Source organism: Mucilaginibacter sp. 14171R-50, from assembly GCF_010093045.1.
Taxonomy (GTDB): Bacteria; Bacteroidota; Bacteroidia; order Sphingobacteriales; family Sphingobacteriaceae; genus Mucilaginibacter.
On the sequence record NZ_CP048115.1, the window covers coordinates 3,636,291 to 3,650,992 of the forward strand.

19 protein-coding genes and 1 tRNA gene are annotated in these 14,702 nt (G+C 44.0%); 9 read left to right on the forward strand and 11 right to left on the reverse strand.

The window, feature by feature from the left end; translation table 11 throughout:
• Window positions 1–88 precede the first annotated feature (88 nt).
• Both GWR56_RS16500 and GWR56_RS16505 read left to right on the forward strand, forming a co-directional pair.
• Window positions 89–162, forward strand: a tRNA-His gene (locus GWR56_RS16500).
• Window positions 163–312: 150 nt separating this feature from the next.
• Window positions 313–1,539, forward strand: a complete 1,227-nt coding sequence (locus tag GWR56_RS16505) for an MFS transporter (RefSeq protein ID WP_162432307.1) — start codon at window positions 313–315, stop codon at window positions 1,537–1,539.
• 12 nt (window positions 1,540–1,551) lie between these two features.
• On the opposite strand, the gene GWR56_RS16510 is transcribed toward GWR56_RS16505, so the two are convergent.
• The 5 genes from GWR56_RS16510 to GWR56_RS16530 form a co-directional block, all read right to left on the reverse strand.
• Window positions 1,552–1,923, reverse strand: coding sequence for a DUF2200 domain-containing protein (locus GWR56_RS16510; protein ID WP_162432308.1), 372 nt, complete (start codon window positions 1,921–1,923; stop codon window positions 1,552–1,554).
• 76 nt (window positions 1,924–1,999) lie between these two features.
• On the reverse strand, window positions 2,000–2,386 hold the full coding sequence (locus GWR56_RS16515) for a hypothetical protein (RefSeq protein WP_162432309.1): 387 nt from the start codon (window positions 2,384–2,386) through the stop codon (window positions 2,000–2,002).
• 48 nt (window positions 2,387–2,434) lie between these two features.
• The gene (locus GWR56_RS16520) at window positions 2,435–3,052 is read right to left on the reverse strand and encodes a hypothetical protein (RefSeq protein ID WP_162432310.1); all 618 of its coding nucleotides are present in this window, start codon (window positions 3,050–3,052) and stop codon (window positions 2,435–2,437) included.
• 27 nt (window positions 3,053–3,079) lie between these two features.
• Window positions 3,080–3,931, reverse strand: a complete 852-nt coding sequence (locus GWR56_RS16525; RefSeq protein ID WP_162432311.1) for a methylated-DNA--[protein]-cysteine S-methyltransferase — start codon at window positions 3,929–3,931, stop codon at window positions 3,080–3,082.
• A gap of 118 nt (window positions 3,932–4,049) precedes the next feature.
• Window positions 4,050–4,442: a VOC family protein gene (locus GWR56_RS16530; protein ID WP_162432312.1), complete on the reverse strand. Its 393-nt coding sequence runs from the start codon at window positions 4,440–4,442 to the stop codon at window positions 4,050–4,052.
• A 318-nt stretch (window positions 4,443–4,760) separates the two neighbouring features.
• On the opposite strand from GWR56_RS16530, the gene GWR56_RS16535 reads away from it, so the two are divergent.
• Window positions 4,761–5,750: an SH3 domain-containing protein gene (locus GWR56_RS16535; protein WP_162432313.1), complete on the forward strand. Its 990-nt coding sequence runs from the start codon at window positions 4,761–4,763 to the stop codon at window positions 5,748–5,750.
• A 10-nt stretch (window positions 5,751–5,760) separates the two neighbouring features.
• Window positions 5,761–6,807, forward strand: a complete 1,047-nt coding sequence (locus GWR56_RS16540) for a DUF2235 domain-containing protein (RefSeq protein WP_162432314.1) — start codon at window positions 5,761–5,763, stop codon at window positions 6,805–6,807.
• Here GWR56_RS16540 and GWR56_RS16545 read toward each other — a convergent pair.
• Window positions 6,804–7,277: a DUF4112 domain-containing protein gene (locus GWR56_RS16545; RefSeq protein ID WP_162432315.1), complete on the reverse strand. Its 474-nt coding sequence runs from the start codon at window positions 7,275–7,277 to the stop codon at window positions 6,804–6,806. The genes GWR56_RS16540 and GWR56_RS16545 overlap by 4 nt on opposite strands.
• Before the next feature lie 179 nt (window positions 7,278–7,456).
• On the opposite strand from GWR56_RS16545, the gene GWR56_RS20570 reads away from it, so the two are divergent.
• A complete protein-coding gene (locus tag GWR56_RS20570) occupies window positions 7,457–7,633 on the forward strand; it encodes a hypothetical protein (RefSeq protein ID WP_183548270.1) in 177 nt (58 codons plus the stop codon).
• A gap of 51 nt (window positions 7,634–7,684) precedes the next feature.
• On the opposite strand, the gene GWR56_RS16550 is transcribed toward GWR56_RS20570, so the two are convergent.
• Complete coding sequence (locus tag GWR56_RS16550) at window positions 7,685–8,284, reverse strand: 2'-5' RNA ligase family protein (protein ID WP_162432316.1); 600 nt, start codon at window positions 8,282–8,284, stop codon at window positions 7,685–7,687.
• Window positions 8,285–8,354: 70 nt separating this feature from the next.
• Between GWR56_RS16550 and dinB the strand changes: the two genes are divergently transcribed.
• Window positions 8,355–9,539 carry a DNA polymerase IV gene (gene dinB / locus GWR56_RS16555; protein WP_162432317.1) on the forward strand — a complete coding sequence of 395 codons (1,185 nt, stop codon included), beginning with the start codon at window positions 8,355–8,357 and terminating at the stop codon, window positions 9,537–9,539.
• A gap of 108 nt (window positions 9,540–9,647) precedes the next feature.
• On the opposite strand, the gene GWR56_RS16560 is transcribed toward dinB, so the two are convergent.
• The 4 genes from GWR56_RS16560 to GWR56_RS16575 are packed head-to-tail and all read right to left on the reverse strand — an operon-like array spanning window position 9,648 to window position 11,815.
• Window positions 9,648–10,169, reverse strand: coding sequence for a GNAT family N-acetyltransferase (locus GWR56_RS16560; protein ID WP_162432318.1), 522 nt, complete (start codon window positions 10,167–10,169; stop codon window positions 9,648–9,650).
• Window positions 10,170–10,171: 2 nt separating this feature from the next.
• Window positions 10,172–10,762, reverse strand: a complete 591-nt coding sequence (locus GWR56_RS16565) for a hypothetical protein (RefSeq protein ID WP_162432319.1) — start codon at window positions 10,760–10,762, stop codon at window positions 10,172–10,174.
• Window positions 10,749–11,246 carry an RNA polymerase sigma factor gene (locus GWR56_RS16570; protein WP_162432320.1) on the reverse strand — a complete coding sequence of 166 codons (498 nt, stop codon included), beginning with the start codon at window positions 11,244–11,246 and terminating at the stop codon, window positions 10,749–10,751. Before GWR56_RS16570 ends, GWR56_RS16565 begins: the two co-directional genes overlap by 14 nt.
• A 41-nt stretch (window positions 11,247–11,287) precedes the next feature.
• Window positions 11,288–11,815: a hypothetical protein gene (locus tag GWR56_RS16575; protein WP_162432321.1), complete on the reverse strand. Its 528-nt coding sequence runs from the start codon at window positions 11,813–11,815 to the stop codon at window positions 11,288–11,290.
• Between the two features lie 136 nt (window positions 11,816–11,951).
• Between GWR56_RS16575 and GWR56_RS16580 the strand changes: the two genes are divergently transcribed.
• From GWR56_RS16580 to GWR56_RS16590, 3 genes are all read left to right on the forward strand, one after another.
• Window positions 11,952–13,334, forward strand: coding sequence for a dicarboxylate/amino acid:cation symporter (locus tag GWR56_RS16580; protein ID WP_162432322.1), 1,383 nt, complete (start codon window positions 11,952–11,954; stop codon window positions 13,332–13,334).
• Window positions 13,335–13,445: 111 nt separating this feature from the next.
• Entirely contained in the window at window positions 13,446–13,949 is a 504-nt protein-coding gene (locus GWR56_RS16585; protein ID WP_162432323.1) for a hypothetical protein, read from the forward strand.
• The gene (locus GWR56_RS16590; RefSeq protein WP_162432324.1) at window positions 13,946–14,638 is read left to right on the forward strand and encodes a tetratricopeptide repeat protein; all 693 of its coding nucleotides are present in this window, start codon (window positions 13,946–13,948) and stop codon (window positions 14,636–14,638) included. Before GWR56_RS16585 ends, GWR56_RS16590 begins: the two co-directional genes overlap by 4 nt.
• Window positions 14,639–14,702 lie beyond the last annotated feature (64 nt).

The window sequence follows — 14,702 nt, forward strand, 5'->3', positions numbered from 1 at the left end:
GGCGGTTTAAACGGGTAAGCTTAGTGTAATTTTAAAAAATGCTTTGCAAATTGGCGTAAGATTTCTATTTTTGCAACCTCCCAACACGGTAGATGTAGCTCAGTTGGTTAGAGCATCGGTTTGTGGTACCGAGGGTCGTGGGTTCGAGCCCCATCATTTACCCGCAACGCCTCTCATGCAAATGAGGGGCGTTTTTTATTTAATATATCTTTACGGCGTTTAATAATTGTTGGCGCTTTGTCAAAATCTTCGACACTTAAATAATTAACCGCCCGGTCGGTTAACTTTGCCCGCCATCGAAAAAGAACTTTCATGAGTACAAACAACGGGTTACCTGCAAATACCGTATCCCACACACAAATTAATGATGGCAACCGTAGGCGGGCAACCTTACTGGCGTTCGCGCTGGTGCCGCTATCGGGCTTGGCAACAGACGTTTACATCCCGTCCTTCCCGGGTATGGCCAGCGCTTTTCATACCAACTCGGCAGGGATACAATATACCATCATCTGTTTTTTGTTGAGCTATGGCATTTCGCAATTATTTGTTGGCTCTATTGTAGACAGCTTTGGCCGTTATCGGATAAACCTGGCTGCCCTGCTGGTATTTGCCTTAAGCAATGCAGTTATTATATTCACTACCAATATTCATCTGGTGTATGTGATGCGCGTGTTGCAGGGCACAGCAACTGCTTTTATCATAGTAGGCAAAAGGGCTTTTTTTGTTGATGTGTACACTGGCGAAAAGCAACGGCATTACACCAGCATGTTATCTATCATTTGGGCTACGGCGCCTATACTGGCACCTTTTTTTGGCGGCTACATTCAAAAAAGTTTTGGCTGGCAATACAATTTTGTGGTATTGGGGGTGTATGGCATGGTGATGTTTTTATTGGAGTTCTTTTTAAGCGGCGAATCGATAAAAATAAAACAGCCTTTTCACCTGCGGTCGATATTTAAGGTTTATCGCAACCTTGTATCGTCGGTGGATTTTAGTTTGGGCATAGTAATACTGGGTATCTGTTTCGCTATGGTTTTAATATTCACCATGTCGGCGCCTTTTATTGTCGAGCATAAGTTTCACCTGTCGTCGGTTACTACGGGTTATTGCGCGCTGCTTTCGGGCCTGTCGCTGTTTGTTGGTGGTATTGCAGGTAAAACTATCAAAAGCGGCAACTTGTTTAAAAGGCTTATGTGGGCAAATCTATGCCAATTGGTTGTAATAACACTGATGTACATTTTCGCAGCCGAAAAAAACGGGCTATTATTGCTGCTGCTGTTTGTAATTCCGACAACGGTTATTGGCGGCTGCATTTACAATATCTTTTTTACGTATTGTTTAACGCGTTTTCCGCTTAATGCCGGGGTTGCAAGCGGGTTAACCAGCGGAGGCGCATACCTGGTAACTTCTGTAATGGTATCGGGCTTGTTAAGCTTCATAACAATTACGGATCAATCGTCGCTGGCCATAGGTTACATCGTTTTAGGTTTGATGATAACCGGCCTTTTGGTTTTGATCAGGAAAAAACTGGCGTACTAACGGGGATGCCGGCTATGCTTCTTTCTTCCGCAATATCTTCTCCATTTTTTTGCCTTTTGCCAACTCGTCTATCAGTTTATCCAGGTATCTAACCTGCTTCGTTAACGGGTTTTCAATATCTTCTATGCGATATCCGCAAATCAAACCGGTAATGAGGCCGGCGTTTGGATTTAGCGTCGCCATTTGAAAAAATTGATGGAAGGTTACCTTTTTGTCGATCAATTCCCGTATCTTTGTATTACCGAAACCGGTCAGCCAGGTAATAACCTGCTGCAATTCTTCTTCGGTCCGGCCTTTCGCTTCCACCTTTTTTACGTACATTGGATATACTGAAGAAAAGGTCATGTTAGCGATTCTATCGTTGTGTTTATCGGTGGTGTTCATTTTATTTTAGGCGAGGGTTTCAAGTACCCAAATTAAATAAAATATCTTAAAACCGGTGGTTAAATAGGGATATTGGTCAGCCAATAGGGTAGTTGCCCCTTAATCTTTTATCATCGGTAACAATACGCTCTATCATTTGGCTATGCGACGGGCTATCATCTGACGCGTTCACATCTATCGCACCATAATTATTTAAGGCATCAGCGGCTTCCTGGGCTTCGCGGGCCGAAACCGCGTGAACGGTTACGATAGATCCACTGCGGCCCAGCGATGCGAAATGCTCCGCTTGTTTTTCGTCATCTATCAGGTGGTTGAAAAAGCCGCCCACGCGATCATGGTAGTCGGGCTGGTTGCCATGCGTATGTACATCAACCGTTTCATTTGTAAATCCGTTTCCTAAAAGATATAAGCTTACCTCTTCGGCAAGGTTAGCATCATCAAATATGCCTATCACTGTTATCATGTTACAATAATGAATTACGGGATAAATTGTTTTATAACAGATATATTGCTATTGAACGACAGCCATCTGCGGCACATACCCGGCGGTAAACATGTTTACAAAAGATCGCGGCGTTAATACCGATACCTCCCCGGCATCTGGGCAGGGTATAGGTTGATCATATCCTCCCGGCGACCACAAGTACAGTTGTTTGTTATTTACCAGGTAGGCATTACCTTGCAGAGATATAAACGTACCATTTGGTAATGTGTGCAAATCGTCGCTATAAGTAATTTTCGACCTGTCGGCAGCTATACGTTCCGCATGGATAATATCATCTATTTGTTTCAGGGGTGTTTTCATATCAAAACCGTATTGGGGGTTCCCTTTGAGCCAATAATTTTTAAAACACCTGTTATCCGCGTAACGGCATTCGGCGCAGGGGCGGTGGCCGGCCGAGAAGGCGGTGGCCTCGTCAAGAAAAAAAAGTTCTGTCCACCGGTCAGGCTGCATTATCTGGCGGTGGCGGCCTTGAAAGTTAAGTGCGCAGGTTATCCACGCCTTTAGCTTGTAAGGCCGCACAATTTGCTGCCGCCCATTGTGAACAACGCCACGGTTACCCAGCCAGGCGCCACGCGCCGGAGTTTTAATGATGGAGCCAAACGGATCTACCCGGTTTTGTAACATGGTTTTTGTTCTTTATACTGCAATATTTCAGGCCGCGCTTTCCTTTAAAGCGGCTTCCCAGCCAATAATGGCATTTTTCCGCGTCGCCCCCCAATGATACTGTCCAATTTCGCCTGTGGACCTGATCACCCGGTGACAGGGTATTAAAAAAGCCACCGGGTTGCTTGCCACTGCCGACCCAACCGCCCGTGAAGCATTTATACTGCCCGATTTAACGGCCAGCGCAGCATAGGTAGTAAGCCCGCCTGCCGGAACTTTCAGTAAGGCCTCCCATACTTTGATCTGGAAATCGGTGCCTTTCAGATGTAATTTGATCTCGTCAAGGTGCTGCCAGTCCTGATTAAAAATATACAAAGCGTTTTGCTGTACCATATCAACCAATTGGCTGTACTGCGCATTGGGAAAGTTTCGTTTCAACAGGTCAAAGGCGTTTTCTTCGCCGTCATCGGTAAAAGCCATATGGCAGATACCTTTATGGGTCGACGCGACGATAACCTTACCAAATGGCGTATCGGCAAACGAGTAATTGATGTTTAAGGCGGCGCCGCCATTCTTATATTCCCCGGGAGTCATACCCTCTACCTTCACAAAAAGATCGTAAAGCCTGCCGGTACCCGATAGGCCGGTGTGGTAAGCAGTATCAAGCAGGTTAGCACCGGTATGTTTTAATATTTGCTTGGCGTGCTCTATACTCAGGTACTGCAGAAACTGTTTGGGGGTTACGCCGGCCCAATCTTTAAACATGCGTTGGAAATGAAAGGGGCTAAGATGAACATGCCCGGCAACTTCTTCTAAACCGGGTTGCTTTTTATAGTTCTCTTTAAAATAGCTTATTGCCTGGGCTATACGGTTGTAATCTAATTCCTGTTGTGTTTTCATAAAATTCTAACTTTATACAACAAAATTACCCCGGCAGCCATAGCCCGGCAACCCGTTTATTGCTCAGTTTTCACTTTAGAACCACACTGGCAGAAGGGCGCCGGCGCTTGGATTACGGTTAGCCGGCCGCTTCATCGTCCTTTGGTTCCCAAAGTTCGATGATGTTCCCTTCAGGATCCAGCACATGCACGAATTTGCCGTAATCATATTCGGCGATCTCGTCAACAATGGTCACATTTTCCTTTTTGAGTTCCTCTACCAGGGCCACCAGATCCTCGACACGGTAATTGATCATAAACGGCTTTGCCGACGGGTTAAAGTATTCGGTATTCTGCGGAAAGGTACACCAGGAAGTAGACCCGCTTTTTGAGGGATCATCAGCATGTCGCCATTCAAAAGTGGTTCCATAGTCGCTGGTAGGCAATCCAAGGTTTTTTGAATACCATTCGTTCATGCCTTTCGGGTCATCGCATTTAAAAAAAACGCCGCCAAGGCCGGTTACTTTTTTCATAATTTCAACAGATTGTGATAGTAATCAAGTGTGATATAATTGTCTGCCTGCCGCTTTATTACGGCAGGTTTGATACTAAATGTTTATATACAATGCTACCGGCAATTTCAGGCAATTTTCACACATAAGCAAATCCTATATCCCGTATATAAGTAAAATATTTTAGTAAAAAACACCGCCTGTAGTTATCAAATATCCTTTAAAATAAAAAATAACAACTTGATATAATACTTCCCAAAGTTGTCGATATTAGTATATCAAACTTATAATCACGCAGTTAACTGCAAAAGAAGTTTACGTCACCTAAAACACATTATCATGACAACAAAATTCGGTTTTACATTAATGAGCATCCAGGAATTTGAAACCTGGATAGATGCCCGGCAGCTGGCGCGCACTGTTTTAACCATACAGGAACACCACACTTATAGCCCTGCCTACACCCAATTCAACGGCAGCAATCACTTCGCATTGCAACAGGGCATGAAAAATTACCACGTAAATGCAAATGGATGGAGCGATATCGGGCAGCACTTTACTACGTTCCCCGATGGCACTATCATGACCGGCCGTTCGCTTGAAAAGTCACCGGCGTGTGTAGTCGGTCAGAACGCTAACGCCATATGCATAGAAAACCTTGGGAATTTCGATTCGGGTAAAGATGCGATGACCCCGGCTCACCGCGATACTATCATTCGTATTACAGCAAAGCTTTGCAAACGTTTCCGCCTGCCTGTAAATACCAACAGCATTGTGTATCATCACTGGTTCGACCTCAGTACCGGCGAACGAAACAACGGCACAAAAAATAACAAAACATGCCCCGGAACCAGCTTTTTTGGCGGCAATAAGGTAGCCGACTGCGTCGCGAACTTTTTGCCCCTGGTAACACAAGCCGGTGCGCCGGCCGCACCCGTTATTTCGGCCAGCGCCGTGTTAAAGTATGTAAGCGTAACAGCATCGTCATTAAATATACGTACCAAACCCAATGCCTCAAGCCCCAAAGCTACAGACAGGGACGCAGCGGCATTGGGCGCTATATTACGGGTTTACAAAGAAACTAACGGCTGGTACAAAATATCGGGTAGCCAGGAGCATTGGGTACTGGGCAAATACACTACCGACGTTAAAAGGGCGACAGTAAAAGCCGACACGCTTAATGCGCGGAGCGGCCCGGGCACAACATTCCAGAAACTGGGTTCGTACACAAAAGGCCAGGAGCTGTTTATTGTAAAGGAACAGAATGGCTGGTGTAAGGTTAACATGGACGACCGGTGGGTAAGTAAGGATTATTTGGTATTTGCTTAACGAAAAAGCCATGAAAAGAATTATAGTTTGCAGTGATGGCACCTGGAACAAACCCGGCGATATTTACGAAGGTGAAATTGTGCGCACAAACGTGCAAAAGATTTTTGAAGCTATTTGTAACGAGGATGAAAATCACATTAAACAAATAAAGTTTTACGATCAGGGCGTCGGATCAAGCGGCACAAAGCTTAGCCGGATGATTGATGGTGCCACCGGCCGTGGTTTAGACGACAATATACTTGACGCTTATAAATTCATCATTTGGAATTATGAGATAGGGGACGAGATATTCTTGTTTGGTTTTAGCAGGGGGGCATATACGGTGCGCAGCCTTGCCGGGCTTATCAGAACGGCCGGCCTGGTTAAAAATAACAATCTGCGGCTGATACAGCAGGCTTACGACATGTATCGCGACCGCGGGGATAAGGCCAAACATCCCAATGGCGACATTGCGCGGGAATTCAGGGAAAAACATAGCCAGCCTGAAGTGCGCATTAAGTTTATTGGCGTATGGGATACCGTAGGTGCCCTGGGCGTTCCGGTGAAGCTATTTTATAACAGAAAACGATACGAGTTTCATGACACTACCTTAAGCAGTTATGTAGACTATGCATATCATGCGCTGGCCATTGATGAGCGCCGTAAAAATTTCATACCTACTTTATGGCAGCAAAGCAAAGGTGTGCAGGACAATGGCATCAAACAGGTGTTTGAGCAGCGCTGGTTTACCGGCGTGCACTCAAACATTGGCGGTGGTTATCCGGACGAAGGGTTAAGTGATATCGCTTTGCATTGGATGATTGCAAAAGCAAAAGGCGCGGGCTTGAGTTTTGAAGAGGGATATGTAGATGACGAAGTGCGGCCAAATAATAAGGGGCGTTTGTACAACTCAAACACGTTGCCTTTTTCAATATTAGGGCAGTTTGTGCGCACGCTGCTCAGTACGCCCCGCGCGGCCGAAAGTATTCATCCTTCGGTATTTGAGCGTATTGATGCAAATATTGGATACGTCCCGGTGAACCTTAAGAATGATATGCGTAATAGCGCGGCAACTTAAAACTGCGCGAATAACCACCTCAGCGATATATAACTTACATATAACACCGCGCTTAAAACTATTAACAACACAATAATGATGATGGCGATAACGCCATTACCGCTGCCGGTGTGTTTACCTTCCTGGTAATGCTCTTTCAACAATTTTATGTTACGAGTATTTGCCTTGATATAAAAATCAGAGATCTGCCCTAAAAGTGGAATAGCGCCCACTGCTGCATCAATACTGATGTTTATCGCCATAAGAATGAGGACTTTGCGGCTTACGCCGTTTTTGGCCATTACATAAAGTAGCGCTGCCGATACAATAAATCCCGATACATCACCTGCGAACGGGATAAAGTTGAGGATCGGGTCGAGCCCGAAACGGAAGTTAGTACCCGGCAAACAGAATTTATCGTCCATTACCGACGCTATACGCTCTACCCACTTTAGCTGCCCGGTTAACATAACCTGTTTCGATCTGTCCATGATAGTAAGGAATGAACAAGCCCCATTTTTGTTTTATATTCCCGTTATTAAAACAATGCTCAAGGTTGGGCCCGCAATTTCTTTTACCGTAAACTATATAAAAGTACTTTACAGGCACAGTTGTTGCATAGGTATCCTAAAGGCTGTTAAGCCTATTGTTTAACCAAAATACATCTGTTATGAAAACCCAAGATTCAAAGAATAACGTAACCGGACAAGGTTCGTCTACCGCCGACCGCGCATTCACGGATGCCAGGGAAGCACAAAAGCAAAAAGGTATCAGCAACGGGGGCGCGCAACGCTCAGATCAAACGTCCAGCCGGGACGGCGCACATAAACCGCAGCAAAAAAAATAATATCAATGTTGGTTAATGCCCTTAAAAAATAATAAGGGCATTTTTTTGCCGTTAAAATAACTTTACTTGTGTTCTGCTGGTAACGTCGTCCTTAGGCAACAGCAGGTTAGCGCCTTTAAATTGCACCGTTTTAAATGGTTGCCATCCGGCCATACCGCCAAAAGTTTCGCGCGTAACAATCTTCAATTCGTCTATCCAGAAAGGCTCTACCACACGTTTATGTCGAAAATGAGGCCATAAGGTGTTAAAATCACTCGCCGGTATGTTCCTTACTACAGTTATGTGAGGTATCAAACCCTTCTTTACTTCCAGATGCCTCTTGATCAAGGCAAACCACGTATCAACCGCCGGCGTAATCCGGATATGCGCGTAAATAGTGTATTGATCGTGTATATGCGTGAAATACTTAAATCCGTCTATATGGAGTAATACCGGAGGCATACTGTTGAGGCGGGCTTCAACCTTTGCAATCGTAGTGGAGGCGTAAAAAGGCTTTTGCCGCTCGGCATGCATAATAGAAATATGCGCCGGAGAACCCATGCTTTTATAACTACCGATATGCTTTACCGAAGCCATTTTATATTTGCCAATGAGCTCCTTGATGATTTGGGGCGGCGACAGCAGGAAAAGGTAATCGATGTAACTGTTCATATCGGTGAAAATCGGGTTACAAATTTTACTAATATTTTTAGCAATTCAAATTTTATTTTCATATTTGTGTATGGATGCTCAGCGGCATATTGTACATATCGATCTCGATTCGTTTTTCGTGTCCGTAGAGCGGAAATTCAACCCCTCGCTTATCGGCAAGGCTGTTATAATAGGCGGCTCTGCGGATAGGGGAGTAGTGGCCTCGTGCAGTTACGAAGCGCGTAAATATGGTGTGCATTCGGCTATGCCTACGCGGCAAGCGCTTAAGCTTTGTCCGCATGCTATTGTTATACACGGCACCCATGGGCGCTATTCCGAGGCGTCGCGCGAGGTTACGCAGATCATTCATAACATGGTGCCGTTGTATCAAAAATCATCAGTAGACGAATTTTATATCGACCTGACCGGTATGGAGCGATATCATGACCCGTACAGGCTGGCTACCGAACTTCGCCAAAAGGTGATCGCAGAAACCGGGCTCCCTATTTCTTTCGGAATGGCATCCGGCAAAACGGTAGCTAAGATGGCTACCAACCAGGCAAAACCCAATGGGCAGCTTTGGATACAACCCGGTAAAGAGAAAGCGTTTTTAGCTCCGCTCAACATCAGCAAAATACCCGGACTTGGCGAAAGTACCTGCCAAAAGCTATATAGGTATGGCATTGAGAAGATAGGCGACCTGCAGCGGGTTAACCTAAAGTTTTTAGAGGCGGTTTTCGGTAAGATGGGTTTATATATTTATAACAAGGCAAACGGTATTGACGATAGCGAGATCACTCCGCACAGCGATCGTAAATCTATTTCAACCGAACACACCTTCCATAATGATGTGAAAGACCTGCGCACACTTGAAAACATTTTGGTAAGCATGACCGAAGAACTGGCGGGCAAACTGCGGCGCGAGAACAAGGTGGCGTCGTGCCTGGCTATTAAGATACGTTACGCCAATTTTGAAACCCACACGCAGCAGCAAAAAATAGCACTAACGGCCGCCGAGCATATACTGATACCCGGCATAAAAAACCTGCTGAAAAGCGCATGGAACCAGCACCGGCCAATCCGACTGATAGGCGTAAGGCTAAGCCACCTGTGTACGGGCAGTTACCAGATAAACCTTTTTGAAGACAACGAGGAACGCATAAAGCTGTACCAGGCTATGGATAACATTAATTTTAGGTTTGGCGATAAAACTATTTGCCGCGCTGCCGGCATGGAGATTGGCGCGCGCTCCTTTAACCCGTTTTTAAAGGGGTAAGAGATTTCATCCCGTCATTGCGAGCGATAGCGTGGCAATCTTCGATAAGCTTGTTGCCGACTTTTCTATCGAGGATTGCTCCGTTCCTCGCAATGACGCGCGGAGGAACTACAGCGGCCTCTTCATCAAAATATCCGTTTGCTCATCGTTGCCTAATACAAAAGGATGGCTGCCAAATTGGGTAAAACCTTTACTTTTATAAAACTCGATAGCTTTTGTGTTATGCTCCCATACGCCCAGCCATACATATTTAAATTGCTTATCGGTAGCTGTTTGGATAGCAAAATTTAGCAGGTGTTTACCTATTTGCTGTCCCTGGTATTGCTGTAAAACATAAATACGCTCTACTTCTAACGCGTTGGGGTCTTGCAAGTCGGTTTGGGCGTTGGGGTAGTTAAGCTTTATATATCCGGCTATGGCATTGTCAACCACAGCGAAATAAAATTCCGAATCGGGGTTGTTCAGTTCCTCTTCAAAACGGCTTGTGGTAAATGCAGTCGACGCATACGCGTCCATATCTTCGCGGCTGTTACGGTGCAAAAAAGCGTCAAAAAATGTTTTGCGGCCAAGGGTAAGCAAAACCTCAATATCATCTATGGTTACCCTTTTTATTTCAACAGGAACAGGCATTATCAATCAAATTGGTCCTGAAGGCGCACCAGGCGGTCTATCATCAGGTTCAGTTTCTCCTCCTCATTCTTAAACATCCGGGGTTTGAGATAAAAAGTAGTGAACAGGAACCATATAATGATTGATGCGTATGTTACGCCCTTAAAAATCGCCGAGGCGTTTTGCAACACCTCAACAAAATATAGTGCAAGGCCCGCACTGATAAGCAGGGTGTAAATATAATAGAACCACCCGATAACCTTAGTGCGGTTTTTTTGGTACGCTTTAAGACTATCTAAATATTCTGATGGGTTAAGGGTGGCATCGCGCTTGCTTAGTATATGGTAATGCCTCACAATAAGGCTCAGGTACATCAGCATAGTTACCAATACTATTAAAATACCTACGGTCGTAATCCACGAGCTAAATGCGCCGAACAGCATAATAATAAAAGCGAACGCTATAATTACTATCATGGCCACAATGCTCCAATATATACGGCTTGTTAATCCGCGTATCCCTTTCTTCACCTGCTTAAGCACTTCATCCACTGAAAGCTTTTCCTGCTTTGGCTGCCCCTGCCAAACCGACATTAAATGATCAAAGTCTTTCATATTGATTGTATAACTCTGTCAATTTTTGTTTAATGCGATATATTTTCACCCGCAAATTCCCCTCTGATATACCCGATACTTCTGCAATTTCGGGGTAAGGCACTTCGTCAAGTACCAATGTTATGATAATTCTTTCTGATTCTTCCAGTTTTGATATGCATTTATACAGCAAAGCAACCTGCTCGTTCTTTTCTGAAAACTCCTCGCGTTTATTCTCAGCGATTGCCGGGGTAAGTTCGTCTTTGGCCTGTCGTTTTTCCGATCGTAAATAGGTTAGGCAGGTGTTTACCGCTATGCGATATATCCAGGTGGAAATAAGCGCCTGGTTACGAAACTTATGCAGGTTTTGCCAAACTTTTAAAAAAGTTTCCTGCAACAGGTCGTTGGCGGCGTCATCATCGCCGGTATAACCATAGCACAAATGGTAAATTTTCTTTGAATTGGCTTCGTAAATTTTGCGGAAAGCGTCTTCTCTGTCTGCCACCTAATAGTTATTTATAATTTGACAAATTAACGCCTTTAATGTTACAACGGGTAACTTTTTTTATTAAACCAGGGCAGTTTGCTATCCGCATCGTCCAGCAGGTTGTTATACTCCTGACTGTAATCAAATTGCAGATCTTCGTGCAGTTTGCCTATTGAGGCCCGCACTTTCTCTACCTGCCTTATCAATATAAGCCGTATGGGCTTGTGCGATGTCTGCCGTATTACATACTGCAAATAGTTTTGGCAAAAGTTTAAAAGCAGCTCTATCTCAGCGGTTTTGTTGCCAACAAATTTAGTGTATTTGGTAAGCATCTTTAATATTTTACGCAAACCCTTGGCTGTAAAATAGCTTTGCGAGGGCAACTGGCTGAACATAAATCCGGCTTCGGCTTTTACGCTTTCAATAAAATCCTGCTCGTTGTCCGATTCAAACATCAGGTAGGCCAACAACTCTTTATTCTCTTTTTTATATCGCACAAGCCTAAGGCATAATTCGGCCAGCTGCTCCGACGGCAAATGCTGTAATTCCTTTTTTATTTGCTGTAGGCTATAGGTAGTAATACTCATTGTTGTATAAATCGTTTATATCGGCCCTTTCAAATCTGCCATTGTAAGGCAAACATTTTAAGCCTTTTGTGGCCAAAAGGGTGGGGTAAGACTAATAGTTATAAAAATTTGTAGTTTTGCGGCACCAATTAAACACATGCAGAAGAGCAAACTTACCCTTTACATTTTTTTAGCGCTAATATTAGGCGTAATAGCCGGTTATATTTACAATGCTACAGTTATAAACAACATTAATACCAAAATTAACACCGCCGACGTAAATATAAAAACAATAGATGAGCAATTGTTTGCAAGTAAAGATACTACTACCGCAAGTTACAAATCATTAAAAGCAGAGCGAAACGACCAGGTAACCATCCGTAAGGCAAGCAGTACCACACGCGAGGATAAACTGGTTGGCTTTACTATACTCAGCGATATTTTTTTGAAACTGATAAAAATGATAGTAGCCCCGCTGGTATTTACAACACTTGTGGTAGGGGTTGCCAAGGTAGGCGATATAAAGGCGGTTGGCCGCATTGGCGGTAAAACGCTTCTTTGGTTTCTAAGCGCCACACTTGTATCGTTACTATTGGGTATGGTGCTGGTTAATTTTTTTAAACCGGGCGAAGCTATGCATTTACCACTGCCAGACAGCCATCTTTCTACCGGCATACAAAAAACTGCCCTATCGCTACGCGATTTTATAGGCCACGTTTTCCCAACAAGCTTTATCGAGGCCATGGCCACTAACGAAATATTGCAGATAGTTGTATTCTCGCTGTTTTTTGGTGTAGGCACGGCCGCAATTGGCGAAAAAGGCCATATTGTTATAAAAGCTATGGATGCCTTTGCCCATGTAATATTAAAAATAACCGGGTACGTAATGCAACTTGCGCCTTTGGCGGTATTTGGCGCTATTACCGCGGTGGTTGCCAAACAAGGCCTTGGCATATTATCAACCTATGCCATATTCATCGGCGAGTTTTATTTTTCGCTGGTGATACTTTGGCTGGTTATTATCCTGGCTGGGGTCGTAGTTATTAAAGGCCGTGCCTTTAAGCTGGTTGGCCGTATTAAAGATGCCATGCTGATAGCTTTCGGCACTTCTACAAGCGAGGCAGCTTATCCCAAGGTGCTGCTGGAGCTTGAGCGTTTTGGCTGCAACAATAAGATAGTGAGCTTTGTACTGCCGCTGGGGTATTCATTCAACCTGGACGGCTCTATGATGTATATGACCTTCGCATCGCTGTTTTTGGCGCAATCATATAATATCCACCTTTCGTTTGAGCACCAGTTATCCATGCTGCTTATTCTGATGCTTACCAGTAAGGGTATTGCAGGTGTACCGCGTGCATCGCTGGTAGTAATTGCCGGTACTATAGCCATGTTCAACATTCCTGAAGCCGGTTTGGCTCTGCTGATTGGTATAGATCCATTGCTGGATATGGGCCGCTCTGCAACCAACGTTTTGGGCAATGCCATGGCTACCGCAGTAGTTAGCAAATGGGAGGGAGAACTTGAACCCGGTAATGATTGATTGATTTCGGGAAGTGATAACTGGTGATTACTTTTGCAATCCAAAATTTGAATATGTAACGGTAACACTACCATCTTATTCTTTAATTCATTAAATCACAAATAATCATTCATGACTACGCAATCAAAAAAAATATTCCTGTTCGCAAGCATTATAGTGCCGTTTCTGTTGTATTGTATTTACTATTACGGCATGATACTTAAGAACGCCCCTTATAAGTTTTCGGAGTTCGAATCGATGCAGTTTGAATATGGCTATGGCGATACCCTGCTAAACAAATACGATTCTAAAACCGGCGACTACCAATATGTTAACAAGCGCGATTCGGTTATCAAAATGAAGCTAAGGCTCAGCAAGAACGAGTTGCTGTACCTGCATCGCAAGGCTGCCGACCTGGGCTTTTGGGATTTCCCGGCTAAAGAGCTCAACCCTTCGGTAAAAGGCAGGGTGCCACGTTTTGTTACCCAGTTCAACTATCAGCATAAAAGCAAAAAGGTTGTGTACGACGCCTCGTACGATGGCCCCGAAAAATTAGTTGACGCTAACCAGCGCCTGCTTAAAGAAATCCAGAAGGTGTTGAATGAAGCCGAAGCACGCCAAAGAAATAACAAATGAAAAACTACCTGGTAATATTTTTTATTGCTGTATCGTTTTCTGCTTCTGCACAGCAAATGTCTTATAGCGACTGGAAAATACAGGCTCAGCAGGACATACGTTTATTGCCTGAATACGGTCATAAACAGAAAAATAAAGATCAGATTGATGAAGATACCAAGCTGATAGCCGAATCGCTTAAGCAAGATGGTACAGCCCGCAAAGCATCTGAACATTTAATTCAACTGGGGTTTAAATATTTATACCAGGGCGACCTTAAAACCGCCATGTACAGGTTTAACCAGGCGTATTTATTAGATGCCCGAAATGAAAATATTTACTGGGGTTATGGCGCGATTTATAGCTATTTAGGCGACCCTGGCGCTTCTTTAGAACAATATAATAAAGGATTGGCCATTAACGCCAACAACACAAACCTGCTTACAGATAAGGGTACGATTTATTTAATGATGTACCAGCAAGAGGAAGGCAAAGACCATAAAAAACTCGATACTGCTATACAACTTCTCCAAAAGTCATATAGTGTCGATCCAAAAAACATGAATACTACTTTTAAGCTTTCGGTATGCAGTTTTTTAAACCGCGATTGCAGCAATGCCTGGAAATATTACAATGAGTGTAAGCAACTTGGAGGGCAGCCTATAACCGACGATTATACCGCGGCCTTAAAAAGCCAGTGCAATAATTAATTAACACATTGCTTTTGTTAAAAACTATCCATATATTTGCACCTCAAAATTTAAAACAATAATT